This is a genomic window from Micromonospora sp. bgisy143 (assembly GCF_057708145.1).
This window is the reverse complement of the sequence record NZ_JBYIRN010000016.1, coordinates 39,472-64,753: the sequence shown is the minus strand read 5'-3', so window position 1 is coordinate 64,753 and position 25,282 is coordinate 39,472. Positions and strand designations below refer to the sequence as shown.

Annotated in this window: 20 protein-coding genes and 1 pseudogene; 13 read left to right on the top strand and 8 right to left on the bottom strand. The window is 72.9% G+C overall.

The window, feature by feature from the left end; translation table 11 throughout:
* Window positions 1–80: 80 nt before the first annotated feature.
* Window positions 81–482 (bottom strand): rhodanese-like domain-containing protein, encoded by a 402-nt coding sequence (locus AC3EN4_RS19390; protein ID WP_355052319.1) that lies wholly within the window; start codon window positions 480–482, stop codon window positions 81–83.
* Between the two features lie 419 nt (window positions 483–901).
* Here AC3EN4_RS19390 and AC3EN4_RS19385 point away from each other — a divergent pair.
* The 4 genes and pseudogenes from AC3EN4_RS19385 to AC3EN4_RS19370 all read left to right on the top strand — a co-directional run.
* Window positions 902–1,602, top strand: a pseudogene (locus tag AC3EN4_RS19385) (uridine kinase family protein); the annotation flags it as partial.
* A complete protein-coding gene (locus tag AC3EN4_RS19380) occupies window positions 1,592–2,935 on the top strand; it encodes a dipeptidase (protein ID WP_435207261.1) in 1,344 nt (447 codons plus the stop codon). The pseudogene AC3EN4_RS19385 and the gene AC3EN4_RS19380, both read left to right, overlap by 11 nt.
* A 71-nt stretch (window positions 2,936–3,006) precedes the next feature.
* The gene (locus AC3EN4_RS19375; RefSeq protein ID WP_030333429.1) at window positions 3,007–3,213 is read left to right on the top strand and encodes a hypothetical protein; all 207 of its coding nucleotides are present in this window, start codon (window positions 3,007–3,009) and stop codon (window positions 3,211–3,213) included.
* Window positions 3,214–3,342: 129 nt separating this feature from the next.
* The gene (locus AC3EN4_RS19370; RefSeq protein ID WP_435207194.1) at window positions 3,343–4,935 is read left to right on the top strand and encodes an ATP-dependent DNA ligase; all 1,593 of its coding nucleotides are present in this window, start codon (window positions 3,343–3,345) and stop codon (window positions 4,933–4,935) included.
* Window positions 4,936–5,068: 133 nt separating this feature from the next.
* Here the strand turns inward: AC3EN4_RS19370 and AC3EN4_RS19365 are convergent, their stop codons facing one another.
* Window positions 5,069–5,890, bottom strand: coding sequence for an SURF1 family cytochrome oxidase biogenesis protein (locus tag AC3EN4_RS19365; protein ID WP_435207193.1), 822 nt, complete (start codon window positions 5,888–5,890; stop codon window positions 5,069–5,071).
* Window positions 5,891–6,063: 173 nt separating this feature from the next.
* On the opposite strand from AC3EN4_RS19365, the gene AC3EN4_RS19360 reads away from it, so the two are divergent.
* Both AC3EN4_RS19360 and AC3EN4_RS19355 read left to right on the top strand, forming a co-directional pair.
* Window positions 6,064–7,461: a cobyrinic acid a,c-diamide synthase CobB gene (locus tag AC3EN4_RS19360; RefSeq protein ID WP_435207192.1), complete on the top strand. Its 1,398-nt coding sequence runs from the start codon at window positions 6,064–6,066 to the stop codon at window positions 7,459–7,461.
* Window positions 7,458–8,027, top strand: coding sequence for a GNAT family N-acetyltransferase (locus AC3EN4_RS19355; protein WP_422736539.1), 570 nt, complete (start codon window positions 7,458–7,460; stop codon window positions 8,025–8,027). The genes AC3EN4_RS19360 and AC3EN4_RS19355 overlap by 4 nt, the downstream gene beginning before the upstream one ends.
* Window positions 8,028–8,112: 85 nt before the next feature.
* Here AC3EN4_RS19355 and AC3EN4_RS19350 read toward each other — a convergent pair whose 3' ends face one another.
* Window positions 8,113–10,245, bottom strand: coding sequence for a transglycosylase domain-containing protein (locus AC3EN4_RS19350; RefSeq protein WP_422736538.1), 2,133 nt, complete (start codon window positions 10,243–10,245; stop codon window positions 8,113–8,115).
* Between the two features lie 122 nt (window positions 10,246–10,367).
* Here AC3EN4_RS19350 and cobC point away from each other — a divergent pair, with 122 nt between their 5' ends.
* The 3 genes from cobC to cobA are packed head-to-tail and all read left to right on the top strand — an operon-like array spanning window position 10,368 to window position 13,808.
* Entirely contained in the window at window positions 10,368–11,450 is a 1,083-nt protein-coding gene (gene cobC, locus AC3EN4_RS19345; RefSeq protein ID WP_435207191.1) for an Rv2231c family histidinol phosphate aminotransferase CobC, read from the top strand.
* Complete coding sequence (gene cobT, locus AC3EN4_RS19340; protein WP_435207260.1) at window positions 11,450–12,556, top strand: nicotinate-nucleotide--dimethylbenzimidazole phosphoribosyltransferase; 1,107 nt, start codon at window positions 11,450–11,452, stop codon at window positions 12,554–12,556. The genes cobC and cobT overlap by 1 nt, the downstream gene beginning before the upstream one ends.
* A 31-nt stretch (window positions 12,557–12,587) precedes the next feature.
* Complete coding sequence (gene cobA / locus AC3EN4_RS19335; RefSeq protein WP_435207190.1) at window positions 12,588–13,808, top strand: uroporphyrinogen-III C-methyltransferase; 1,221 nt, start codon at window positions 12,588–12,590, stop codon at window positions 13,806–13,808.
* 278 nt (window positions 13,809–14,086) lie between these two features.
* On the opposite strand, the gene otsB is transcribed toward cobA, so the two are convergent.
* Window positions 14,087–16,648, bottom strand: coding sequence for a trehalose-phosphatase (gene otsB, locus AC3EN4_RS19330; RefSeq protein WP_435207259.1), 2,562 nt, complete (start codon window positions 16,646–16,648; stop codon window positions 14,087–14,089).
* Between the two features lie 41 nt (window positions 16,649–16,689).
* A complete protein-coding gene (locus AC3EN4_RS19325) occupies window positions 16,690–18,090 on the bottom strand; it encodes an alpha,alpha-trehalose-phosphate synthase (UDP-forming) (RefSeq protein ID WP_422736535.1) in 1,401 nt (466 codons plus the stop codon).
* 329 nt (window positions 18,091–18,419) lie between these two features.
* Here AC3EN4_RS19325 and ettA point away from each other — a divergent pair, with 329 nt between their 5' ends.
* From ettA to AC3EN4_RS19305, 4 genes are all read left to right on the top strand, one after another.
* Window positions 18,420–20,096 (top strand): energy-dependent translational throttle protein EttA, encoded by a 1,677-nt coding sequence (ettA, locus tag AC3EN4_RS19320; RefSeq protein ID WP_422736534.1) that lies wholly within the window; start codon window positions 18,420–18,422, stop codon window positions 20,094–20,096.
* Window positions 20,089–20,535 carry an acyl-CoA thioesterase gene (locus AC3EN4_RS19315; protein WP_422736533.1) on the top strand — a complete coding sequence of 149 codons (447 nt, stop codon included), beginning with the start codon at window positions 20,089–20,091 and terminating at the stop codon, window positions 20,533–20,535. The genes ettA and AC3EN4_RS19315 overlap by 8 nt, the downstream gene beginning before the upstream one ends.
* The gene (locus AC3EN4_RS19310) at window positions 20,532–21,251 is read left to right on the top strand and encodes a DUF8185 domain-containing protein (RefSeq protein WP_435207189.1); all 720 of its coding nucleotides are present in this window, start codon (window positions 20,532–20,534) and stop codon (window positions 21,249–21,251) included. Before AC3EN4_RS19315 ends, AC3EN4_RS19310 begins: the two co-directional genes overlap by 4 nt.
* A gap of 132 nt (window positions 21,252–21,383) precedes the next feature.
* On the top strand, window positions 21,384–21,968 hold the full coding sequence (locus AC3EN4_RS19305; RefSeq protein WP_422736531.1) for a type III secretion system chaperone family protein: 585 nt from the start codon (window positions 21,384–21,386) through the stop codon (window positions 21,966–21,968).
* Window positions 21,969–22,002: 34 nt separating this feature from the next.
* On the opposite strand, the gene AC3EN4_RS19300 is transcribed toward AC3EN4_RS19305, so the two are convergent.
* The 3 genes from AC3EN4_RS19300 to AC3EN4_RS19290 form a co-directional block, all read right to left on the bottom strand.
* Entirely contained in the window at window positions 22,003–22,431 is a 429-nt protein-coding gene (locus tag AC3EN4_RS19300; RefSeq protein WP_422736530.1) for a globin, read from the bottom strand.
* 69 nt (window positions 22,432–22,500) lie between these two features.
* Window positions 22,501–23,880: an MFS transporter gene (locus AC3EN4_RS19295; protein ID WP_422736529.1), complete on the bottom strand. Its 1,380-nt coding sequence runs from the start codon at window positions 23,878–23,880 to the stop codon at window positions 22,501–22,503.
* Between the two features lie 235 nt (window positions 23,881–24,115).
* Complete coding sequence (locus AC3EN4_RS19290; protein ID WP_435207258.1) at window positions 24,116–25,174, bottom strand: mechanosensitive ion channel family protein; 1,059 nt, start codon at window positions 25,172–25,174, stop codon at window positions 24,116–24,118.
* Between the last annotated feature and the right edge of the window lie 108 nt (window positions 25,175–25,282).

Genomic DNA, 25,282 nt, shown 5'->3' with positions numbered 1-25,282 from the left:
CCCTGCACCTTCGAGTCGCGACGCGATCCCGGGCGGCACCGCGTGACCGACGCCGCGCAGACCCGCTGTCTGATCCCCTGTCAGAGGCGGATGTCGGCGGGGCGGTCGGTGGTGGGCAGACCGGCGGCCAGCCAGGCGTCGACGCCACCGATCATGTCGGTGGCCCGGCGCAGGCCGAGGGTCTGGAGGCTGGCGGCGGCCAGGCTGGAGCTGTAGCCCTGGCGGCACACCACGATGATCTCCCGGTCGTACGCGGTGGCCTCCGGGATGCGCCAGGCGCTGGCCGGGTCGAGCCGCCACTCCAGCACGGTGCGGTCGATGACGACCGCTCCCGGAAGGTCGCCCTGTTCGCGGCGCTGCGTGTCGGTACGGGTGTCGACAAGCAGAGCGCCACCACGGACCGCCTCGACGGTCTGTTGTGGAGTCAGTCGGTGCAGCCCGGCGCGGGCCTGTTCGAGCAGGGCGTCGATGCCGGGGCTCATCACGTCTCGGAGCACCACCCGATCATGCCGACTCGGCTACCGGCCCGCGCGGCGAACGGACCGCCCGTCACCCGTCGCCACCCCAATTCCCCCGGACGTGAGAGTGGCCGACGGGCGGGCTCAGCCGGACGTGGCACACCGCCTCGACGGGCGTGATCGACTCGGCTTCCGTGAGGTCGGGGTGTCCGGGCCGGCGGGAGACCCCGAGATCCGTGAAACCGAGTCGATCGCGCCGGCCGGGGGCAACCACGTCGGCCCGGCCGGCCGGCCGAGCGCGGGCCGGGGGGCATACTGCGGTCGTGCACGGACTCGTCGCCAGGGGACCGCTCGGCCGCAAGGGTCCGCCGCTGCGTGACCCCGGGACCCCTGGGCACCGAGACGACGCCGTCGGGCCTACCGGGCATCCCGCCGCGCAGGTGCTGCCGGTGGCGGTCGTCGAGGCGTACACCGAGGTGGCACGCCGGGTGCTCGCGGGCCCGGCGCGGCTGGGACGGACCCGGCTCGTCGCCGTCGACGGGCCGAGCGGCGCGGGCAAGAGCCGGTTCGCGGCGCACCTCGCGGACGCCCTGGCGGCGCTGCCCGGCGGGCGGCCGCCGGTGGTGCACACCGACGACCTGCTCGACGGCTGGGACGACCAGCTCACCTTCTGGCCGCGACTCGACGGCGAGGTGCTGGCCCGGTTGCGTCGGGGTGAGCCGGGCGCGTACCGGCGGTACAGCTGGGTGCGGCGGTGCTTCCTGCCCCGGCCGGTGCCGGTACCGGTGACGCCGGTGTTGATCGTGGAGGGGGTCAGTGCCGCCCGGGCCGTCGTCCGGCCGGAGCTGACGCTCGCCGTCTTCGTGACCGCGCCCGCGCCGCTGCGGCTGGCCCGTGCCGTCGAGCGGGACGGGCCGGAGATCCTGCCGGAGCTGCGCCGCTGGCATGCCGGTGAGCGGGCGCACTTCGCCGCCGACGACACCGTCGCACACGCCGACCTGGTGGTCGACGGCGCACCGGCGCTGCCGCTCGACACGTCGCGGTACTTCGTGCGGGTCCACACAGCGGGTACGGGCTCCGCCGGCAGCCCTGGGTAAGGCCGGCATACGATGCCGGTCATGACCTCACCGATCATGTCCGAGTCCGAGGTGCGGGCCGCCGTCGAGCGGGAGATGTCCGGCGTACGGGCCGACCTCGAACGTCTCGTCCGCATTCCCGGCATCGCCTTCGACGGCTTCGACCACTCGCACGTCGAGCGTTCCGCGGAGGCGGTCGCCGAGCTGCTGCGCGGCTGCGGCCTGGACGTCGACATCGTGCGTTCCGGCGGGCAGCCCGCCGTGATCGGCCGTCGCGCGGCCCCGCCCGGCGCACCCACCGTGCTGCTCTACGCCCACCACGACGTGCAGCCGGTCGGTGACCGGTCGCTGTGGGAGTCCGACCCGTTCGAGCCGGTGGAACGTGACGGCCGCCTGTACGGCCGGGGCGCGGCCGACGACAAGGCCGGCATCATGGCGCACGTCGCGGCCCTGCGGGCGTACGGTGACGCGCTGCCGGTCGGTGTGGTGCTGTTCATCGAGGGCGAGGAGGAGTTCGGCTCCGACTCGTTGGAGCGGCTGCTCGCCGAGCACCGGGACGAGATCGCCTCGGACGTCATCGTGATCGCCGACTCCGGCAACTGGGACATCGGCGTACCGGCGCTGACCACCTCGCTGCGCGGCATCGTGAACTGCTTCGTCGAGGTGCGCACGCTCGAGCACGCCGTACACAGCGGCATGTTCGGCGGTGCCGTCCCGGACGCGCTGACCGCACTGGTCCGGCTGCTGGCCACCCTGCACGACGACGCCGGCGACGTGGCGGTGGACGGGCTTGTCGGTCGGGTGGGCGCCGCCGTCGACTACCCGGAGGACCGGGTACGCGCCGAGGCCGGGCTGGCCGAGGGTGTGCAGTTCATCGGCACCGGCCGGCTCACCGACCGGCTCTGGACCAAGCCGGCGCTGGCCGTGCTCGGTATCGACGCGCCGGCCACCGGCGAGGCGCCGAACGCCCTGGTGCCGGCCGCGAAGGCGAAGCTCAACCTCCGTCTCGCCCCCGGCGACGACCCCAAGCGGGCGTACGCGGCGGTGCGCGCCCACCTGGAGAAGCATGCCCCGTGGGGTGCCCAGGTGACGGTCACCTTCGAGCACGACGGCGACCCGTGCGTGATCGACGCGTCCGGGCCGATGTTCGACGCCGCCCGTTCGGCGTTCCGGACCGCCTGGGACGGTACCGACCCGGTGGACATCGGCGTCGGCGGCTCGATCCCGTTCATCGCCACGTTCCAGGAGATGTTCCCGCAGGCGGCGATCCTGGTGACCGGCGTGGAGGACCCGCACGCCCGCGCGCACGGCCCGAACGAGAGCCTGCACCTGGGCGAGTTCGCCAAGGTCTGCCTGGCTGAGGCGCTGCTGCTGGGCAAGGTGGCCGCCGCAGCCGAGTAGTAACGGCAAGTTTGCGGCTGATCTGCGCGTTTACGGCGTGTCGTCGATGGGATTGCTATAGGCTTTCGAACATGAGTACGAACGAGGTGATGGCCCGGTTGGGGGCCGCCGTCAGCGCACTGGGGGACGTCGACGTCTCCGCGTGGTCCGAGGACACGCTCAACGAGCAGCTCGGTGAGCTCTCCGCCGCCCTGGTCGCCCTCGACTCGGTGCTCTCCCGGGTGGCCGGTGAGGTCCGCGCCCGAGGGTTGCGCATCGAGGAGCCCGTCTCCGCCTGATTCCCGCCCCCGTGGTGCCGGTTCGACAAGGGCGACCGCCCGCACGAGACCGGCACGAGCGGCTGCGGCACCGCGCCGACACCGCCCGGGCACGGCAATGCCCGGGCGGTGTCGGAGGTGACTGGCAGGATGAGCCTCGTGCGGTTCATCGACCTGGCGGCCACCTCCGCCGCCGTGGGCGCCACCAGCGGCCGGCGCGCCAAGGTGGAGCTGCTTGCCGACGCGCTGCGCCGGCTCGACCCGGCCGAGGTGGAGCCCGGTGCCGGCTACCTCGCCGGTGAGCTGCGGCAACGTCAGACCGGCGTGGGTTACGCGAGCCTGCGGGACCTGCCTCCGCCGGCCGCCGAGCCGACGCTGACCGTGGCTGCCGTCGACGCGGCCATCGCGCAGATCGCCGCCGTGCACGGCTCGGGGTCGCAGGCTCGCCGACGCGCTCTGCTCGGCGCCCTCTACGCGGCGGCCACCGCCGAGGAGCAACGGCTGCTGACCGGCCTGTTCGGCGGCGAGCTGCGCCAGGGCGCGCAGGCCGGGCTGCTCGCCGACGCGGTGGCCCGGGCCGCCGAGGTGCCGGTCGCCACCGTCCGCCGGGCCCTGCTGCTCGCCGGTGACCTGCGCGCCGTCGCGGTGGCCGCGTTGTCCGGTGGCGAGGCCGCGTTGGCCGGGTTCGGCCTGCGGGTCGGCCGGCCGCTTGCTCCGATGCTCGCCCAGAGCGCCCCCTCGGTCGACGAGGCGCTGGCCGCGACCGGCACGCCCGCCGTGGTCGACGTGAAGCTCGACGGCATCCGCATCCAGGTGCACCGCTCCGGCGCCGACATCGCCGTGTTCACCCGCAGCCTCGACGAGATCACCAACCGGGTGCCCGAGGTCGTCGCGGCGGTGCGCGCCCTGCCCGGCCGGGAGCTGGTGCTCGACGGGGAGGCGATCGGGCTGGACGAGACGGGCCGCCCGCTGCCGTTCCAACAGACCTCCAGCCGGGCCGCCCGGCGCACCACACCGAGCACCACCGGCCGTACGCCGGTCGCCCCGGCGGTGCTCGCGGCCGCTGCCAGCACCGGCACGACGGTGCTCACCCCGTACTTCTTCGACCTGCTGCACCTCGACGGTGAGGATCTGATCGACCTGCCCGGCCGAGAGCGGTGGGCCGCGCTCGCCGGCGCGGTGGACGCGTCGTTGCTGGTCGGACGGATGGAGGTCGACGGTCCGGAGCAGGCCGGCGCGGCGTTCGCCGCCGCGATCGACGCGGGTCAGGAGGGCGTGGTGGTCAAGGCGCCGGACGCCCCGTACGACGCCGGCCGGCGTGGCGCCGCCTGGGTCAAGGTCAAACCCCGACACACCCTCGACCTGGTGGTGCTCGCCGTGGAGTGGGGCAGCGGTCGGCGTAAGGGCTGGCTCTCCAACCTGCACCTCGGCGCCCGTGACCCGCGCACCGGCGACTTCGTGATGCTCGGCAAGACGTTCAAGGGGCTCACCGACGAGCTGCTGCGCTGGCAGACCGAGCGGTTCCTCGGCCTGGCCGTCGAGCGCGGCGACTGGGTGGTCCGGGTGCGCCCCGAGCAGGTCGTGGAGATCGCGTTCGACGGGGTGCAGACGAGCACCCGCTACCCGGGTGGGATGGCGCTGCGGTTCGCCCGTGTGGTCCGCTACCGGGACGACAAGTCCGCCGCCGAAGCCGACACCATCGACGCCGTCCGCGCCATCCACGCGGGCCGGACCACCGGCTGACGCCGGGCCGAGTCCAGCCGCCCGGCTGACGCCGGTCCAGGCCCCGCCCGCCGGCTGACGCCGGGCCGGTCCCAGCCCGCCGGCTGACGTCGGTCCGGGCCGGTTGGGGTTGCTCCGGGCTGCCGGCCCAGGGTCAGGCGGAGGCGCTGGCGGTCGGCTCGGCCGCCCGGTCCTGTGGCGCCGACGTGGGGCCGAGGCCGGCGCCCCGGCGTGCCTCGCGGCGGGCCACCCAGCCGTAACCGAAGATCGCCATCGCGGCGAAGAGCCACCACTGCACGACGTAGCCGAAGTTCTGCCAGTTGTTGGTGTGCCCGACCGGAACGGCCTTGAACGCCGGGTCGGCGGCCGGGGTCTGCTCGTCCAGCAGCAGGTAGCCGCCGTAGACCGGGTAGGGCAGCTCGCGGGCCAGCCGCGGTACGGCGATCCGCCGGGTCTCCAGCCGCCCGTCGCGGCGGTCCACCGCACCGGCGCCGCTCTCGGTCTCGTGCACCCGGCCGCTGACCGTGACGTCGCCACCGGGCGGGGTGGGCACCGACGGCTGGGCGGTCGCGCCGCCCGGCGCAGGCGGGATCCAGCCCCGGTCCACCAGCAGCGCGGTGCCGTCGGCGAGCACGAGCGGGGTGAGCACCTCGAAGCCGACCCGGCTGTCGACCGTCCGGCCGCGGACCAGGACGGTGTTCGACGTGTCGTACCGGCCGGTGGCGGTGATCCGGGTCCAGACCCGGTCCTTGGCGGGGGCCGGGCCGGCGGTGCCGGGTCCACCGGTCGGCGGGCGGAACGCGTCGGCCAGGGGTGCCGGGGGCATCCGCTCGCCCGCGTCGATCCGCTCGTTGATCTCGGTACGACCCCGGTAGCGGTCCAGTTGCCAGTTGCCGAGCCACACCATGACGGCGGCGGCGACCAGCGTCAACGCGAGGGCGCCCAACCAGCGTGGGCTCAGCAGGAACCGGTACACGGCACCGAGGCTACCCGTATGACCGGGGCCACTCACCGCGACCGGGCCGGGACGGTCCGCCGACCCCCGGTTGGCGGTGCTCGCCGGTCGGATCGGACGGGTATCGTCACGCCGACGGATCGACCTTCCCGGTTGTTCGTCGCGTACCCGCCGCCGCCCGCGAGGAGTCGATGATGACCGTCGTGCCGCGCCTGGTGCTCAGCGCGCCGTCCTCCGGACACGGCAAGAACGCGCTGGCGATCGGGCTGCTCGCCGCCCTGGCCGAGCGGGGTGTCGACGTCGCCGGGTTCAAGCTCGGCCCGGACCACGTCGACGCCGCGTACCTCGGTCTCGCCGCCGGTCGCCCGGGTCGGGTGATCGACCCCCGGCTGGTCGGCGTCGACCGGCTCGCCCCGCTTGTCGCACACGGCGCCGCCGGTGCCGGGCTCGCCGTGGTGCAGGGCAGCATGGGCCTGTACGACTCGGTGGGCGGCCGTCCCGAGCAGGAGTCCACGGCCGCCGCCGCGGCGGCGCTGCGCAGCCCGGTGGTGCTGGTGGTCGACGTGGCCGCGATGGGTCAGTCGGTGGCCGCGCTGGTGCACGGGTTCCGCTCGTACGACGAGCAGTTGTGGCTGGGCGGGGTGATCCTCAACCGGGTGGCGTCGTCGCGGCACGAGGCGATGCTGCGCGAGGCGTTGGACGACGTGGGGGTGCCCGTCTACGGCGCGCTGCGCCGTCAGGACCTGCCGGCCGTGCTGCCGTCCCGCCGGCACGGGGTCGCGCCGGTGGTCGACGCCTCGGCCGACGCGGTTCGCGCGGTGCGTCGACTGGGTGAGGCCGTCGCCGCCACCGTCGATCTGGAACGCCTGCTCGGGCTGGCCCGTTCCGCTCCGCCCCTGCCGGCGGTGGCCTGGTCACCGGGGGACGTGCTCGGCGAGCTGGTCGTGCCGGCGCAGCGTCCGCTGGTCGCGGTGGCGGGTGGTCCGGGCGGCAGCTTCAGCCACCCGGAGACGGCCGAGCTGCTGTCGGCGGCCGGGGCCGAGGTGGTCACCGTCGATCCGCTGCGCGACGAGGCGTTGCCGGTCGGCACCCGGGCGCTGGTCGTCGGGGGAGCGCTGCCCGAGGCGTACGCCGAGCAGTTGTCGGCCAACCGGCGGCTCTGCATCGCGGTGGCCGAGTTGGCGCGTACCGGCCGGCCGGTCGTCGCCGAGGGCGCCGGTCTGCTCTGGCTGGCCCGCGAGCTGGACGGGCTGCCCATGTGCGGTGTGCTGGACGCGGTCGGCGCGAGCCGGGACGGACTCGTGGTGGGCTACCGGGAGGCGACCGCCAAGACCGACAGCGTGGTCGCCGCGACCGGCACGGTAATCGTCGGGCACAAGGAGCACCGGGCGGTGCTCACCCCGCGCGCCGGTCAGCGACCGGCCTGGAGCTGGGACGGCGGCACGCCGGAGGGGTTCGTCTGGCGCAACGTGCACGCCTCGCAGCTCACCCTGCACTGGGCCGGTCATCCGGCGACGGCCGCCCGGGTGGTGGCCGCAGCGGTCGGCGAGCCAGCAGCCGAGGCGGTGTCACCGCCGGTGGTTCCCGCGTGATCGGTGAGATGGCGGTCCGCCGGTTTCCGGCGTTGACCGTCTCCACCCCGCGTACCGAGGTGCGCCGGCTCACCGCGGCCGACGCGGCGGCGGCCGGCGAGATCTTCGCCGACAAGCTGACCCGGCGTTGGCTGCCGCTGCCCGACGACTCCGGCCCGATCGACGGGCACGCCTGGTGCACCGACCTGGCCCGGCAGCGACGCGACAGCGGCGAGGGCGACCACTACGCGGTGATCCGCCGGGAGGACGACGAGGTGGTCGGTTCCCTCTGGACCCGGCGTACCGACTGGGGCGCCCGTCTCACCGAGGTCTCCTACGCGATGGCCCCCCACGCCCGGGGCTTCGGCCTGGCCGCCGAGGCGGTGGACGCGGTGGCCATCGCGCTGATCCTGGAGCACGGCTTCCAGCGGGTCGAGCTGCGGGTCGCGCCCGGCAACCTGGCGTCCCGCCGGGTCGCCGAGAAGGCCGGCTTCACCTACGAGGGTCTGCTGCGCAACGCCGGGTTCGTCGGCGGTGGCCGGGTCGACCTCGAACTCTGGTCGTTCGTGGCGGCGGACCTGCGCTGACCTCTGCCGGCCCCGCCGTCGGACCTGCACTGACCCCGCGTCGGACCTGCGCAGGTTCGCCGCCACGACGGACCTGCGCTGGCCGTCACCCGACGATGGCGTCCGAGGGTGGCGTGAACTGCCGGGTCGGTGTGCCCTTCAGGCCGTCGCGCAGGGTTTGTGCCACCGCCGCGATCGGGATCTGGGACTGCCCGTCACCGACCGCGTTGAACGGGTTGTCCGGGTCGGAGATGAAGCTCGCCGCGGCCAGCTCCGGTGTGTACCCGACGAACCAGGCGGACCGGGTGCTGTCGGTGGTACCCGTCTTGCCGGCGACCGGGCGGCCGACCGTACCCCGGACGCTGTCGGCCGTCGACCAGCCGCCGCAGCCACCGCGGGCCGGGGTGTCCCCGGTCGGGCAGCGGGCGGCGTCGGTGGCCGCGCGGGCGGCGTCGGCGCTGACCACCTGGCGGCAGCGGGGCTTGGCCACCTCGCGCTGGATGCCGCCCGGGGTGGCGTACGTGGCCGGGGTGCCGTCCCGGTTCATGATCGCCTGCACGGGGATCGCCTCGCAGTAGCGGCCGTCGGCCGCGATGGCCGCGTACGCGTTCGCCATCTCCAGCGGGGTGGCGTCGGAGACGCCCAGGGTGAACGCGCCCCACTTGTTGGCCTTGCCGGGGGACGCCTGCTCCCGGTCGACGTCGGTGCGCCAGCGCAGGCCGAGCTGTTCGGCGAGCCGGACCGCCTTCTCCGCGCCCACCTTCTCCTCCAGCCACACGAAGTACGTGTTGACGGACTTGCCGAAGCCGGACCACATGGTCTGCTGGCCGGTCATCGCGCCGCTGGCGTTCGACGGCGCCCAGCCGTCGTAGACGGACGACTTGTAGCGGTACGGGGCGTTGAACGAGGTGGAGAGCGTCATCCCGGAGTCCAGCGCGGCCAGCATCGGGAACATCTTGAACGTCGACCCGGCCTGGTAGCCCGGCAGGTCACCGCCGCCGAGCAGCGGCGCCACCGTGTTCGGGTAGTTGGCCTTCACCTTCGGCCCGGCCTCGGGGTTGGAGCTGGGTGGATTGTCGGCCAGGTCCAGGGAGTAGTTCCGGTTCACCGCCATCGCCTTGACCCGCCCGGTGCCCGGCTCCGAGACCACGATGCCGTTGGCGAACGGGCTGCCGGTGCCCTCCTTCGCGCCGACGTTCTTCTCGGCCGCCTCCTGGACCTTGGGGTCGAGGCTGAGCACGATCCGGTACCCGCCCCGGCGCAGCTTGTCCATCCGTTCGAGGCGGTTGCTGCCGAACGCCGGTTGGGCGCTCCACCAGTTCTTCACGTAGTCGCAGGCGAAGCCCCAGCTCTGGTACTTCTCGACGATCGAGGCGCAGTCGCTCGGTGGCGTGGTGAGCTTCAGCCGGATCGGTTCGGACTTGGCGGCGGCGGCCGAGTCGGGGGACATGTAGCCGAGCTGGCTCATCCGGTCCAGGACGTAGTTGCGCCGCCCGGTGGCCTCCTTCTGGTCGGAGTCCGCCGGGTCGTACTCGGAGGGGGACTTGACCAGGCCGGCGAGGGTGGCCGCCTCGACCGGGGTGAGGTCCTTCGGGGTCTTGGAGAAGAAGATCTCGCTGGCCGCGTAGATGCCGTACGCCCGGTGACCGAAGTACGCCGAGTTCAGGTACCGCTCCATGATGTCTTCCTTGCTCATCTCCTTCTCCAGGTCCAGCGCCATGCGCATCTCCTTGACCTTGCGCAGGCTGGTCTGCTGGGTGGCCTCCTGGACCTCCTTGGGGGTGGTGGCGCTGTCCCGCAGGGCCATCCGGACGTACTGCATGGTCAGCGTCGACGCGCCCTGGGACACCCCACTGGAGTGGGCGTTGGCCACGAACGCGCGGGCCACGCCCTTCGGGTCGACACCGTGGTGCTGGTAGAAGCGGGAGTCCTCGGCGGCGACGATCGCCTGCTGGATGTTCGGCGACATGTCCGACAGCTTCGTGTACTGCCGGTACTCCTCGTAGAACATGGTCAGCACGGTCTTGCCGTCCGGGGCGTACAGGTAGGAGGTCTCGGCGGGCAGGGCTCTGGTCAGCAGCCGGGTCTTCTGCTCCGTGGCGTGGGCGGTGGCCTTCGCGCCGAGCCCGGTGAGGGCGACCAGCGGATAGGCGGCGGCGGCGATCACGATGCCGGCGATGAGCCCGGCGCGCAGGAGAGGAACGAGTCGACCGGCGGCAGCAAGGGGTCGGTTGCTCACGTCGCCAAGTTATGACATTTCCGATTCGTACATGAGAAGAACTCATAAACCCGCGAGGTGGTGACATGGCTTACGTCGACATCGACTGTCCTGGCGGCCACCTTCCCGGCAGGATCGCGGACATGCGTGATCAGCCGAGCGGCATGTCGCCGTTCGCCGGTGCCGGGCCCGACCTGGCGCACCACGGCGACGCCGAGGCCAGCGCCGGTCTGGTCGACCTCGCCGTCAACGTCCGCCGGGCACCGATGCCGGCCTGGTTGGCCGATCCGATCGCCGCCACCCTCACCGATCTGGCCCGCTATCCGGACCCGGCGCCGGCCCGCGCCGCCGTCGCCGCCCGGCACCGGCGTCCCCCGGACGAGGTACTGCTCACCGCCGGGGCCGCCGAGGGCTTCGTGCTCATCGCCCAGGCGCTGCGCGGCGTCCACCGGCCCGTGGTGGTGCACCCGCAGTTCACCGAACCGGAGGCGGCGTTGCGGGCCGCCGGGCACCCGGTGGAGCGGGTGCTGCTGGACCCGGCCGACGGCTTCCGCCTCGACGCGTCCCTGGTGCCCGCCGACGCGGACCTGGTCATGATCGGCAACCCGACGAACCCCACCTCGGTGCTGCACCCCGCGCGGACCATCGCCGCGCTCGCCCGTCCCGGCCGGGTGCTGGTGGTCGACGAGGCGTTCGCCGACACCACGGACGGCGGGGACACCGGCGAACCGGAGTCGCTCGCCGAGCGGCGCGACCTGCCCGGGCTGCTCGTCCTGCGCAGCCTCACCAAGACCTGGGGCCTGGCCGGGCTGCGGATCGGCTACCTGCTCGGCGAGGCGGCCCTGCTGTCCCGGCTGGCCGCCGTCCAGCCGCTCTGGGCCGTCTCCACGCCCGCGCTGGCCGCCGCCGCGGCCTGCGCGACGCCCGTCGCGGTCGAGGCCGAACGCGCGATCGCCGCCGAACTCGCCGCCGACCGCGACCACCTGGTCGCCCGCCTGTCCGACCTGCCGGGGGTACGCGTCGCCGGCCGCCCCGCCAGCGCGTTCGTCCTGCTGCGCCTGCCCGACGCGACAGGGGTACGGGTCGCCCTGCGCGAGCGGGGCTGGGCGGTCCGCCGGGGTGACACCTTCCCCGGGCTGGGCCCGGACTGGCTGCGGGTGGCGGTACGGGACCGACACACCACCGACGCGTTCATCGCGGTGCTGCGCGAGATCATGGAGGCATGATGCTGGAGACCACGACGTCGGCGATCCGGCCCCCGGACGAGGCGGCGATGGCCGCCGCCCGCGAGCTGCACAGCCGGCTGACCAAGCCGGCGGGCTCGCTGGGCCTGCTGGAGGACCTGTCGGTACGCCTCGCCGGGCTGGCCGGGGTCTGCCCGCCGCCGGTGCCCGAACCGGCCGCCGTGGCGATCTTCGCGGGCGACCACGGGGTGCACGCCCAGCGGGTCACACCGTGGCCGCAGGAGGTCACCGCGCAGATGATCGGCAACTTCCTGGCCGGCGGCGCGGTCGTCAACGCGTTCGCCCGGCAGGCCGGCGCGTCGGTCACCGTGGTCGACGTCGGGGTGGCCCATCCGCTGCCCGTGCCTGAGCCCGCCGGGTCCGAGCCCACCGAGCCCGCCGGGTCCGCGTCGGACCTGGCCGCGCCGCGGCTGATCGACGCGTCCGTGCGGCGGGGCACCCGGGATCTGTCGGTGACCGCCGCGCTCACCCGGGACGAGGCGCTGGCGGCGGTCCTGACCGGCGTCCGGGTCGCCGACGAGCTGATCGACGCCGGCGCCGGCATCCTGCTCACCGGGGACATGGGCATCGGCAATACCACCCCGGCCGCCGCGCTGATCGCCGCGTTCACCGGCGCCGACCCGCTCGACGCCACCGGTCGCGGCACCGGCGTGGACGACGAGACGTACGCCCACAAGGTGGCCGTGGTGCGGGCCGCGCTGGCCCGGCACACCCCCGACCCGTCCGACCCGCTCGGAGTGCTGGCTGCCGTCGGTGGCCTGGAGCACGCCGCGCTGGCCGGGCTGATCCTGGGTGCGGCCGCGCGCCGTACGCCGGTCCTGCTGGACGGGGTGATCGCGGTGTCCGCCGCGCTCGCCGCCGCCGCGTTCGCGCCGGACGCGGTCGCCGCCATGGTCGCCGGACACCGCTCGGCCGAGCCGGGCGCGACGGTGGCGTTGCGGCACCTCGGTCTCGACCCGCTCATCGACCTGGGGCTGCGCCTCGGCGAGGGCACCGGCGCCCTGCTGGCGCTGCCGGTGGTCACCGGCGCGGTCCGGGTGCTGCACGAGGTGGCCACGTTCGACTCGGCCGGCGTGGCCGAGAAGTGAGCGCGTCCGGCGAGCGGTCGGGTGGTGCCGGATGAGCGCCAACCCGTACCCCCTTGGTCTGCGGCTCGACGGCCGGCGCGTGGTCGTGGTGGGTGGCGGTGCGGTCGCCACCCGGCGCGTGCCGGCGCTGCTGGACGCCGGCGCGGACGTGCTGCTGGTGGCACCGGAGCTGACCCCGGCGTTGCAGGCCCGGGTCGACGCGGGTCGGCTGCGCTGGGTGCCGCGCCGGTTCGTGCCCGAGGACCTGGACGGGGCCTGGCTGGTCCAGGTGGCGATCGACGACCCGATCGCGGCGGCCGCGGTCAGCGCCGTCGCGGCCGAGCGACGGATCTTCTGCGTACGCGCCGACGACCGGGCGGCCGCCACCGCCTGGACTCCGGCGGTGACCCGGCAGGGGCCGGTCACCGTGGCGGTGCTCGGCGGTGGCGACCCTCGGCGGGCGATGAGCGTCCGGGACGCCATCCGCGACCTGCTCGCCGTGCGCGACGCCGCACCGCCGGAGGCCCGGCGCGAGGCCGAGGCGACCGGCGGACGGGTGGCACTTGTCGGATCCGGGCCGGGGGATCCGGAGCTGATCACCGTGAAGGGTTGGCGGCTGCTCACCGAGGCGGACGTGGTGGTCGCCGACCGGCTGGTGCCCGGCCTGCTCCTGGACGAGCTGCGCCCCGATGTCGAGCTGGTGGACGCCTCGAAGATCCCCTACGGCCCGTCGCGGGCCCAGGAGGAGATCAACCAGATCCTGGTCGACCGTGCGCTGGCGGGCGCTGCCGTGGTACGGCTCAAGGGCGGCGACCCGTACGTCTTCGGTCGGGGCGGCGAGGAGCTGCTGGCCTGCGCGGCGGCCGGCGTACCGGTGACCGTGGTCCCCGGGGTGACCAGCTCGATCGCCGCGCCCGCCGCGGCCGGCATCCCGGTCACCCACCGGGGGGTGGCGCACGAGTTCACCGTGGTCTCCGGGCACGTCGCGCCCGACTCACCGGCCTCGCTGGTGCGCTGGGACGCCCTCGCCGGCCTGCGCGGCACCCTGGTGATCCTGATGGGGCTCAAGAACCTCGCCGCCATCACCGAGACGCTGATCGCGCACGGCCGACCACCGGAGACGCCGGCCGCCGTGATCCAGGAGGCCACCACGGGCTCCCAGCGGGTGCTCCGCTCGACGCTCGAAGCGGTGGCCGCCGACGTGCACACGGCCGAGGTGCGCCCGCCCGCCGTCGTCGTGGTGGGCGACGTGGTGGGCGCGCTGGACGGCTGAGCGAGCGGACACGTGCTCGAGCCCGCAGCCCTCGCCGATCATGGAGTTGTGGTGGGCAACAAAGCGCCCGTAAAGCGCCAAGTCAGGCACCGCAACTCCATGATCGCCGTACCTGATGCGCCGATCTTGCACTTTCTGTGCGGACATAAGGGGTATTCATCCCATGTCGACAACCGAAACTGCAAGATCGGCGCGATCCACGACGTACAGCGTGGACAAAGCGGTACGACGGAGGGGCCGGAGCGCTGTGTGCTCCGGCCCCTCCGTTCGTGCTGTCGTTACTGCTTGAGCATGTTGTCCAGCAGCAGGGCGCAGCGGATCAGCCCGAGGTGGCTGTACGCCTGCGGGTGGTTGCCCAGGCCGCGCTCGGCGAGCGGGTCGTACTGCTCGGGGAGCAGGCCGGTCGGGCCGGCGGTCAGCACCATCTGCGCGAACAGTTCCTCGGCGTCGGTGCGGCGTCCGGTGCGCAGGTACGCCTCGATCAGCCACGCCGTGCAGATGTGGAAACCGCCCTCGCGGCCGGGCAGGCCGTCGTCCCAGTGGTACCGGTAGACGACCGGGCCGCTGCGCAGGTCCGCCTCGATCTTCAGGACCGTGGACAGGAAGCGCGGGTCGTCACCCGGGAGCAGGCCGGAGAGGCCGATCCAGAGCGACGAGGCGTCCATGTCCTCGTCCCCGTACGCGACGCTGTACGCCTCGACGTCGCCGTGCCAGCCGTGCTCCAGCACGTTGGCGCCGATCCGGTCGCGCAGGTCCTTCCACTCGGGCCGGTCCTCGCCACCGTGCTGACGCATGACGTGCAGCGCCCGGTCGACGGTCATCCAGCACATCACCTTGGAGAACACGTGGTGCCGGGGTGGCAGCCGCGCCTCCCAGATGCCGTGGTCGGGCTCGTGCCAGCGGCGGCGGACCGCCTCGACCATGTTCTCCAGGACCCGCCACTCGTCGTCGCGGACCGAGCCGCGCGCGTCGGCGACGGCCGCGATCAGGTCCGCGATCGGGCCGAACACGTCGAGCTGGAGCTGGTGGTTGGCGAGGTTGCCGACCCGGACCGGCCGGGAACCGGCGTACCCGGGCAGCGTGTCGATGACCGCCTCGGCGCCCAGCTCGTACCCGTCGATGGTGTAGAGCGGGTGCAGCCGCTCCGGATGACCGCCGGTGCGCTCGATGCAGCCGTCCACCCAGCGCAGGAACGCCTCGGCCTCCGCGACGGAGCCGAGGTCGACGAGCGCGCGGGCGGTCAGCGCGGCGTCGCGCAGCCAGCAGTAGCGGTAGTCCCAGTTGCGGACGCCGCCCAGCTCCTCCGGCAGGGAGGTGGTGGCGGCGGCGAGGATCGAGCCGGTGGCCTCGTGGCAGAGCCCGCGCAGGGTGAGGGCGCTGCGCGCGACCAGGTCACGAGAGGTGGACGGCAGCCGCAGCGAGGCCACCCAGTCCTTCCACGGTTGCTCGGCCGCGGCCTGCCGCTCGTGGATCGGTACCCGGTGGTGCTCCAGGCTGTGCGTGCCGAAGCGCAGCTCCAGCACGACCTGCCCGCCCGCGGCGGAGAGGTCGACGACCGCCTTGGCGGTCTCGTACCCGCCGTCGTTGTTGACCTGCCACTCCACGCCGGGGGCGTAGAGGGCGACCGGCTCGTTCGAGCCGAGCACCAGCAGGCCGTCGCCGACGGGCTGCAACTGCACGGCCACCTGGCCGAACTCGGGACGCGGCGCGAACTCCACCCGGACCCGGCCGTTGCCGCTGAGCACCCGCACCAGGGTCGAGTCGCCGGTCACCACGGCCGGGCCGTCCGGCGTCGTCTCGCGGGCCGGCTTGTCCAGCCAGTCGGTGACGGTGAGGCCGGACCACCGGGTCTCGACCGTCATGGTGCCGGAGCGGTAGCGCTGGCCCAGCGGGATGCCACCCCGCTCCGGGGCGATGCTGAAGTGGCCGGCCGGGCTGCCGCCGACCAGGTCGGCGAAGATCGCCGCCGAGTCCGGCTTGGGGTGGCAGAGCCAGCTCACCTTCGCCTCGGGAGTGAGCAGCGCGACGGTACGACCGTTGGACAACATGGAGTGCCGCTCGATGGGTACCGCGCGCTCGCCGAACAGCCAGTGCCGGCGGGTCTCCAGCAGCAGCCCGAGCGCGCGGGCGGCCTCGATGGGCTCGGCCACCCGGAAGGCGGCCTTGGTCTCGCCCGGGCCGATCTTGATGCCGAGGTCCGGCCCGTGCAGATTGCCGAAGGCGTTCTCGTCGGTGACGTCGTCGCCGATGAAGAGCACCGCGCTGGCCGAGAGCTGGGTCCGTAGCTGGTCGACGGCCGTGCCCTTGTGGGTGGCCACCACGGACAGTTCGATGACCTCCTTGCCCTGCGTCACCGTGACGCCGTCGAAGGTGGCCGGGCCGTTGCGCACGGCCTCGATGGCGGCGGCGGCGACCTGCGGGTCGACGCCCCGGGTGTGCACCGCGACGCTGGCCGGCTTGCGTTCGAGCCGGATGCCCGGGTGTTCGGCGGCGATCTCGCGCAGCGCGTTGCGCACCTGGGTGCGGACCGCGACCAGCTCGGGGGAGAGGCGCTCGACGAAGCCGATGTCGAACTCGGAGCCGTGGCTGCCGACGAGGTGCACCTCGCTGGGCAGCCGGGAGAGCGCGGCCAGGTCGCGCAGGGCGCGGCCGGAGACCACGGCCACGCTCGTCTGCGGCAGGGCGGCGAGCGCGCGGATCGCGGCCACCGACTCCGGCAGCGGTACGGCGGTGCTGGGATCCTCCACGATCGGCGCGAGTGTGCCGTCGTAGTCGCAGGCGATCAGGAGCTGCGGAACCCGGGCGATCCGGCCGATGGCGGCTCGCAGCTCGGGGTCCATCACCCCGGTGTCGATCGCCGTTCCGTCGTTGACGGCCGTGTTCACGCGGCCTCCGCCTCGGAAACTCCCAGTTCGGAGAGGAAAGACTTGGCCCAGTGCCCCACGTCGTGGGTACGCAGGTGACGTTGCATTGTCCGCATCCGGCGGCGTGCCTCGGTTTTCTCCACGTGCACGGCCCGGAGCAGGGCGTCCTTGACCGCGTCCGGGTCGTGCGGGTTACAAAGGAATGCCTGGCGCAGCTCCGTTGCGGCGCCAGCGAACTCGCTGAGCACGAGCGCACCGCCCTGGTCGGCACGGGATGCGACGTACTCCTTGGCCACGAGATTCATGCCGTCTCGCAGCGGGGTAACCATCATCACGTCCGCAGCAACGTACATCGCGGCCAGTTCACTGCGACTGTACGACTGATGCAGGTAATGCACGGCCGGCACGCCGACTCGGCCGAATTCGCCATTAATCCGACCAACCTCGCGCTCGACCTTGACCCGAAGTGCCTGGTAGTGCTCGACGCGCTCGCGGCTCGGCGTGGCGACCTGCACCATAACGGCGTCCGGAACTGTCAACTTTCCGTCAGACAGCAACTCGCGGAACGCCTTGAGGCGCAACTCGATGCCCTTGGTGTAGTCGAGCCGGTCCACGCCCAGGATTATCGTCTTCGGGTCGCCCAGCTCGGCGCGGATCTGCTTGGCCCGCGCCTGGACCGCCGGGTCGGCCGCCATCCGCTCCATCTCCTGCGTGTCGATGGAGATGGGGAAGGCGCCCGCCTTCACCTGCCGGCCGTCGACCTGGATCATCTGACCCTCGTAGCGGAGCCCGAGCAGGTGTCGGGCCAGCCGAACGAAGTTCTGTGCCGCCAGTCGCTGCTGGAAGCCCACCAGGTCCGCGCCGAGCAGACCGCGCAGCAGTTCGGTGCGGAACGGCATCTGCATGAACAGCTCGATCGGCGGGAACGGGATGTGCAGGAAGAAGCCGATCCGCAGGTCCGGGCGTAGCTCGCGGAGCATGGCCGGCACCAGCTGGAGCTGGTAGTCCTGCACCCAGACCGTCGCGCCCTCGGCCGCCACGTCGGCCGCCGCCTCCGCGAACCGGGCGTTGACCAACCGGTACGCCTCGCGCCAGCGACGCTTGTACGCCGGTGTCTCCACGGCGTCGTGGTAGAGCGGCCAGATCGTCGCGTTGGACTGGCCCTCGTAGTAGCGCTCCAACTCCTCGGCGCTGAGCGGGACCGGGTGCAGCCGGATGCCCTCCAGGTCGAACGGCTCGGGCGCGGCGCCGGTGCCACCGGCCCAGCCGACCCAGGTGCCCTGGTGCTCGGCGAGTACGGGATGCAGCGCGGTGACGAGCCCGCCGGGGCTGCGTCGCCACTGCCGTCCCTCGGGTGTGCTCACCTCGTCGACCGGCAGACGGTTCGCCACTACGACAAAGGAGCTACGGACGGTCACGATCGGCCACCTCCGGGTACTGACGGGTCCACCGCGATGAGCGTACTGAGCGTAGCTGCGGTGTCTGGGCCCCCGTGCCGGAGTCTCCTACCCGCCCCGCGTGCGGCGAATCCTGAAGGTGATCTTGTCGACAGCCCGACGGTCAGGGGCGGCGCGGCTCGCCGGCGTACTCCTGGGGCGGGGTGATGTGGGCGAAGCGCGCCGTACCTGTCAGGATTGACGATGGCGTGCGCGCGGCCGGCTCCCGGCCGGCGGCGGCGGGCGGAGGTCTCAGCTCGCGCCGCGCCGCCCACTCAGGCGACAGCAAATCGACGGAGGTAGCCCGCACCGTGGCCCAGTTCATCTACGTCCTGGAAAAGGCGCGCAAGGCGCACGGCGACAAGGTCGTGCTGGACAACGTGACGCTGAACTTCCTGCCGGGCGCCAAGATCGGTGTGGTCGGCCCGAACGGCGCCGGTAAGTCCAGCCTCCTCAAGATCATGGCAGGCATGGACAAGCCGAGCAACGGCGAGGCCCGGCTCATGCCCGGTTACACCGTCGGCATGCTCGCGCAGGAGCCCCCGCTCAATGACGCCAAGACGGTGCTCGGCAACGTCGAGGAGGCGGTCGCCGAGACCAAGGCCAAGCTGGAGCGCTTCAACAAGATCGCCGAGCAGATGGCGACCGACTACTCCGACGAGCTGATGGAGGAGATGGGCAAGCTCCAGGAGGAGCTGGACCACCTCGACGCGTGGGACATCGACTCCAAGCTCGAACTGGCCATGGATGCCCTGCGCTGCCCGCCGCCGGACGCCGACGTCACCCAGCTCTCCGGTGGTGAGCGCCGCCGGGTCGCGCTCTGCAAGCTGCTGCTGGAGGCGCCCGACCTGCTGCTGCTCGACGAGCCGACCAACCACCTGGACGCGGAGAGCGTCTCCTGGCTGGAGCAGCACCTGGCCAAGTACGCCGGCACGGTCATGGCGATCACCCACGACCGGTACTTCCTCGACAACGTGGCCAACTGGATCCTCGAGCTGGACCGCGGCCGGACCTACCCGTACGAGGGCAACTACTCCACCTACCTGGAGAAGAAGGCCGCCCGGCTGGCCGTCGAGGGCCGACGCGACGCCAAGATGAAGAAGCGCCTCACCGAGGAGCTGGAGTGGGTCCGCTCCAACGCCAAGGCCCGGCAGACCAAGTCCAAGGCCCGCCTGGACCGGTACGACGAGATGGCCGCCGAGGCGGAGAAGACCCGCAAGCTGGACTTCGAGGAGATCCAGATCCCGCCGGGCCCGCGCCTGGGCGGCACGGTCATCGAGGCGAACAACCTCAGCAAGGGCTTCGGCGACCGGCTGCTCATCGACAACCTGTCGTTCTCGCTGCCGCGTAACGGCATCGTCGGCATCATCGGCCCCAACGGCGTCGGCAAGACCACGCTGTTCAAGACGATCGTCGGGCTGGAGGAGCCGACCGGCGGCGAGGTGCGGGTCGGTCCGACCGTCTCGCTGTCGTACGTCGACCAGAACCGCGAGGGCCTCAACGGCGACAAGACCGTCTGGGAGGTCGTCTCCGACGGTCTCGACTACCTGATGGTGGGCAAGGTCGAGATGCCGTCGCGGGCGTACATCGCGGCGTTCGGTTTCAAGGGCCCGGACCAGCAGAAGCCGACCAAGGTTCTCTCCGGCGGCGAGCGCAACCGGCTCAACCTGGCGCTGACCCTGAAGATCGGCGGCAACGTCATCCTGCTCGACGAGCCGACGAACGACCTGGACGTGGAGACGCTGTCCAGCCTGGAGAACGCCCTGCTGGAGTTCCCCGGCTGCGCCGTGGTCATCTCCCACGACCGGATGTTCCTGGACCGGGTCGCCACGCACATCCTGGCCTGGGAGGGTGACGACCAGAACCCGGCCAAGTGGTTCTGGTTCGAGGGCAACTTCGAGGCGTACGAGAAGAACAAGATTGACCGTCTCGGCGCGGAGGCCGCCCGACCGCACCGGGTGACCTACCGCAAGCTGACCCGTGACTGACCGTTTCATCTACCACTGCACGCTGCGCTGGTCCGACCTGGACGCGTACGGCCACGTCAACAACTCGCGCTTCCTCACCCTGTACGAGGAGGCGCGGGTGGCGTTGATGTTCGCCGGCGGCCGGGCCTGGGGAGTGGGCTCGTTCGCCGACGGGGTGGTGATCCGCCGGCACGAGGTCGACTACCTGCGCCCGGTCGACTACGCGCTGGGTCGGGCCACCGCCGAGGCCGCGCCCACGGTCCGCATCGAGCTGTGGGTGGAGGAGATCAAGGCGTCGCGGTTCACCGTCGCCTACGAGCTGTACGACGGTGACGTGCTGGCCAGCCGGGCCCGCTCGGTGCTGGTGCCGTTCGACCTGACCCGTCAGGTGCCCCGCCGCATCACCGTCGAGGAGCGGGACTTCCTGCTGACGTACGCCCCGCAGGGCGGCGGATCGTGACGCGGCCGGGAGCGGACCGGGTGGCGTCGCCGTCCGGTCACGGCCTGGCCGGCGTGGCCGACGCGGGCGCCTTCCTGGCCCGGCTGGTCCGGCTGGACCCGGTCGCGCCGGTGCGGCTGCGCCCGGCCGGCGCTCCCGGGCGGGTCGTCCTCTGGGCCCGGCTGCCGTGGCAGGTGCTGGTCACCCGCACGGTGGCCGGCGACGCCGCCGGGGACGTCACCGTGGGCGCGGCCGACCTGCTGGCCGAGCTGGGACGCGGCGGTGCGGCGCTGCCCGAGCGCCGGGACGCGCAGTGGCGCTGGCCCCTGCCGCCGTCGCGCAGCGAGCCGGTCGAGGTGCTGCCCGGCGTCGAGGTGCGTCGGATCGCCGTGGCGGCGGCGGGCACCCTGCGGACGGCGAGCCAGGAGGGGGTGGCGGGCCGCGCGGTGGGTCAGCGGGCCCTGCGCGACGCGCTGCTCGACCACGTGGCCGTGGTGGTCACCCCGGACGACCCGCCGGGCCCGCCGGTCGAGGTGCCGCAGCGGCTGGTGCAGGGGCTGGTCCGGATGGGCTTCCTCGGTACGGTCGACGACCCGAGCGCGCCTTCGGCGCGTGCCGAGGTGCGGGTACGGGTCGCCGGCCGCTGGGTGGGCCTGGTGGGACCGTACGGAGCCGCCTGGTTGCAGAAGGCCACCGACCTTGCCGTGACCCCCCTCACTCCTCGTCCGAACGGATGACCCCCGTTCATTCTTCTGGGCCGGTGGGGTCGTTGGGGGGGTGCTTCAACCCGGCTGTCCGGGTACCGTCCATCCTCGGATCCAACGCACCGTAGGCGGCTGGATCCGCTGGGGAGTGAGGTGCGACGAGCGATGCCGTGGTGGTCATGGCGCCCCGGTCCCGCCGACGGCGGTGATCCGGAAACCCGAAGCGGGATCACAGTGGAGAGCGCGGTCCGGGTCGGGCCGCCGAGTCCTCGCCAGCCGGGAGACGACTGCCCGGGCAGCGACCGACCCGCACTGGCCGAGATGGCGGCCACCATCGAGCCGGTGAGCCTGCGTCGGGTCTGCGACGCACTCGACCTGCTCGACGTGCGGTACCTGGCCGACGGCGACGGCAACCTGCTGGCCATGTGGGAGCGCCACGCCGTGCTGGTGACCCTCGAGGGCCCGGAGGACGAGATCCTGGTGATGCGGGCCCGTCCGCACGCCACGGTTCCGCCGGACTGGGCCGACCGGGCCTACCGGGTGGTCAACGAGTGGAACCACACCCGCCGCTTCTGCAAGGCGTACATCGGCGATCCGACCGAGCGCGGGCAGCTACCGATCTACGCCGAGTTGCAGGTGCCCCTCGGCGCCGGCACGCACGACGCGCTGCTGGTCGAGATGCTCGACTGCGGTGCGGCCGTGGCGACCAGCTTCGTGGACTGGCTGCACGACGAGGGCGCGCTGCTCTGACACCGGCCGCGGCCCGGGTGCCCGGTGCGCGCCGTCAGGCGCGCTCGGCCGGGTCCTCCATGACGTTGACCATGAAGTACGCGGCCCGCTCCAGGTAGTCCCAGAGGGCGACGGCGAGCTGCGGTTCCAGGTCGAGACGGTCCACCGCCTGGCGCATGTGCCGCAGCCAGGCGTCCCGCTCGGCCGCGCCGATCCGGAACGGCGCGTGCCGCATCCGCAGCCGCGGGTGCCCGCGCTGCGCGGAGTACGTGTTCGGCCCACCCCAGTACTGCATCAGGAACAGGGTCAGCCGGTCGGCCGCCGGGCCCAGATCCTCCTCCGGGTACATGGGTCGCAGCAGCGGGTCGCTGGCGACGCCGAGGTAGAACTCGTCCACCAGCCTGCGGAAGGTGGGCTCGCCGCCGACCGCTTCGAAGAGCGTCGTCGACGCGTCGGGACGGTCGGATTCACCTGCGGGGTTCACCGTTCCATCCTGCCAGGCGCGTCGGCCGTGGGCCCGACCCGGAGGCCGTGCGTCGGCTCACGCCGTGGCTCAGGTGACCGCGTGCCGGCGCTGGCCGCCGGCCGCACGTGGATCGGCGAGTGCCGGCGTGCCGCTGGCACCGACGTCGCCCGTCTCGCGGGCCTGCGCGATGTTGGCTGCCCTGGCTGTCGATATCGCGTCGTCCACCGTCTGCCGGTCCGGCCAGCGCACGGCCACGACAGTCATCAGCAGCACCCCGGCCGCGCTCCAGAGGCCGACCACCACCGGGATGGGGAACCGCTCCGCGAGCAAGCCGGTGACCAGCACGGCCATCCCCTGGATGACCTGTAGGCCGGTGGCCATCACGCCGAACGCGCGAGCCCGGAAGCCGTCCGGCAGCGCCTGGACGAACAGCCCGTTGGCCATCGGGAGCATGCCCGCGACCGCGAATCCGCACAGGGCGGCCAGCAGCGCCACCACCAGCGGTGGCGGATCGAACAGCGCCGGCACCAGCGCCAGCGGGGCGAGCACCGCGAGCGGCCGCATCAGGGCCAGCCGGCGGGTGGGGCCGAACAGCCGGCTCACCAGCAGTCCGCCGAGGACGAAGCCCACCGGACTCGCAGCCATGATCACCGCCTGCGCCGTGCCGGCGGCCATGCCGCTCCTGGTGTCCGCGTTCGCCCAGGCGGCGGCCAGCCCTTCGGGGACGATCGAGAAGAGCGTCGCGCTGAACACCAGCACCGCGATGGCCCGCAACACCGGTGTGCGGAAGACGATCCCGAAGCCCTCGGCGGTCTCCCGCAGCAGGTGGCTGCGGTGGGCGGTCCTCATCGTGGCCGGGCGGTCCCGCACGCCGAAGCGCAGCAGCAGCGCCGACAGCCCGAAGGTGGCCGCGTTGAACAGCAGCGCGACCGGCGGGTTGATCGAGGCGACGGCGGCGCCGAGCAGGTAGCCGACGACCTGCGCGGCCTGCCCGACGCTGCCGTTGAGCGACAACCCGACCACCAGCCGGTCACCGGCGAGGATCTGCGGCATCAGCGCGGACTTCGCCGCCTGGCTGGGCGGGTTGGCCAGGGTGGCGGCGAAGACGAGCACGAGCACCACCGGGACCGGCAGTCCGGGGAGGGCGATGAGCACCATGAGCGCCATCCGGACGACGTCGCACGTCACCATCACCCGCCGGTACGGGTGCCGTTCGGCCAGCGCGGCGAGCAGTGGACCGCCGAGCAGCCACGGCAGGTAGCTCACCGCGAACGCGGCGGCGGAGAGCGCGACGGACCTGGTCTGCTGGTAGACGAGGAGGGTCACGGCGGCCTTGGCCACGTAGTCGCCGACCCAGGACAGGGACCCGGCCGTGAAGACGGCCCGATACTCACGTTGGGCGAACACTTCGCGAAAAGTGGCCGGACCTTCCACGGAAGGTCGCTCGTCGGGCACCGTCGCCTCCATCGGCCCCCGGATGCGGCTGCTTGTGGCCGCCGGGCCGGGAACACTCGTCAGATTCGCGGATCAGCGAGGATGTGACCGCGCTCCAGCGGGAACGCGTGCTTCGGGATTCTGCCCGATCGTCTGACAACTAGCTAGGGCGAACGGATCGTTCGTCGCATCCCCGACTGAACGAACGGACGATACTCCAGGGGCCGGGTGGACCGCGACCCCTGGATTGCCGGCCAGTGTCGCCGGGTCAGGTGGCACCACCCTGACCGGTCTCACCGTCCGACAGCGGTCGGTTCGGGATACCGGGGTAGCTGCGGGCGGCGGCTATCTGCGCGGTGATGCCCGAGTTCTCCAACGCCTCGGCCAGCCGGCGCCGCAGCTCGCGGCCCACCGCGAACTGGCCGTCGGCGGTCGTCTTGACCACCGTACGGATCACGGCGCCGTCCACGGTCATCTGCTCGACGCCCAGCACCTCCGGCGCCTCCACGATCTCCGGCGACAGCTCCGGGTCCACCGCCACCGAGGCGGCGGCCGTCCGGAGCACCGCGTTGGCCTCCTCCGTGCCGCTGAAGCCGATCGGCAGGTCCACCACCACCAGCGCCCAGCCCTGGCTCTTGTTGCCCACCCGGATGATCTCGCCGTTGCGGATGTACCAGAGCACGCCGCGTCCGTCCCGGACTGTGGTGACGCGCAGCCCGACCGACTCCACCACGCCCGTCGCCTCGCCCAGGTCGACGTTGTCGCCCACGCCGTACTGGTCCTCGATGAGCATGAAGAGCCCGGCGATCAGGTCCTTGACCAGGCTCTGCGCGCCGAAGCCCAGGGCGACGCCGGCGATACCGGCGCTGGCCAGCAGCGGCGCCAGGTCGAAGCTGAACTCGCGCAGGATCATCAACAGCGCGATGCCGAAGACGAACGCCGTGGTCAGGCTGCGCAGCACCGAGCCGATCGCCTCGGCCCTCTGCCGCCGCCGTTCCGGCACGAACTCGGCCGGGTCGACCGCGGCGGTGGGCACCCGTTCGCGCAGCGGTCGCAGCATCGTCGGCACCGCGCCGTCGGTGGTCGTCCGGACCAGCCGGTTGATCGTCCGGTGCAGCGCCCACCGCGCCACCATCGCCAGCGCCAGGATCAGTACGACCCGCAGCGGCTTGAGCAGGATCCAGTAGCTGCCCTCGGCGAACCATTCGGACCTGGTCATGCGGTAGAGGAACTCGCAGGAGGTGCTGCCCTGACAGTTCACCGACACGGCATCGGGCAGGGCAAGGGGCGTCACGCTGGCGGTACTCACCCTGTCTTCGTACCGCAACACTCCGGGCCGGCCGCCGCCGACCCACCAGCCGGGTGAGATGCCCCGGAGCGCCGGGTCGGACCGGGGCGAACCGGCCATCGTGACAGGTGGGGAAAAGAGCTTCAC

Bases quoted from the DNA above. Each gene is read 5' to 3' on its own strand.
- AC3EN4_RS19390 (WP_355052319.1), bottom strand. From the start codon at position 482: ATGAGCCCCGGCATCGACGCCCTGCTCGAACAGGCCCGCGCCGGGCTG.
- AC3EN4_RS19380 (WP_435207261.1), top strand. From the start codon at position 1,592: ATGTCCGAGTCCGAGGTGCGGGCCGCCGTCGAGCGGGAGATGTCCGGC.
- AC3EN4_RS19375 (WP_030333429.1), top strand. From the start codon at position 3,007: ATGAGTACGAACGAGGTGATGGCCCGGTTGGGGGCCGCCGTCAGCGCA.
- AC3EN4_RS19370 (WP_435207194.1), top strand. From the start codon at position 3,343: ATGAGCCTCGTGCGGTTCATCGACCTGGCGGCCACCTCCGCCGCCGTG.
- AC3EN4_RS19360 (WP_435207192.1), top strand. From the start codon at position 6,064: ATGACCGTCGTGCCGCGCCTGGTGCTCAGCGCGCCGTCCTCCGGACAC.
- cobC (WP_435207191.1), top strand. From the start codon at position 10,368: ATGCGTGATCAGCCGAGCGGCATGTCGCCGTTCGCCGGTGCCGGGCCC.
- cobT (WP_435207260.1), top strand. From the start codon at position 11,450: ATGCTGGAGACCACGACGTCGGCGATCCGGCCCCCGGACGAGGCGGCG.
- cobA (WP_435207190.1), top strand. From the start codon at position 12,588: ATGAGCGCCAACCCGTACCCCCTTGGTCTGCGGCTCGACGGCCGGCGC.
- otsB (WP_435207259.1), bottom strand. From the start codon at position 16,648: ATGGACCCCGAGCTGCGAGCCGCCATCGGCCGGATCGCCCGGGTTCCG.
- AC3EN4_RS19305 (WP_422736531.1), top strand. From the start codon at position 21,384: ATGCCGTGGTGGTCATGGCGCCCCGGTCCCGCCGACGGCGGTGATCCG.
- AC3EN4_RS19295 (WP_422736529.1), bottom strand. From the start codon at position 23,880: ATGGAGGCGACGGTGCCCGACGAGCGACCTTCCGTGGAAGGTCCGGCC.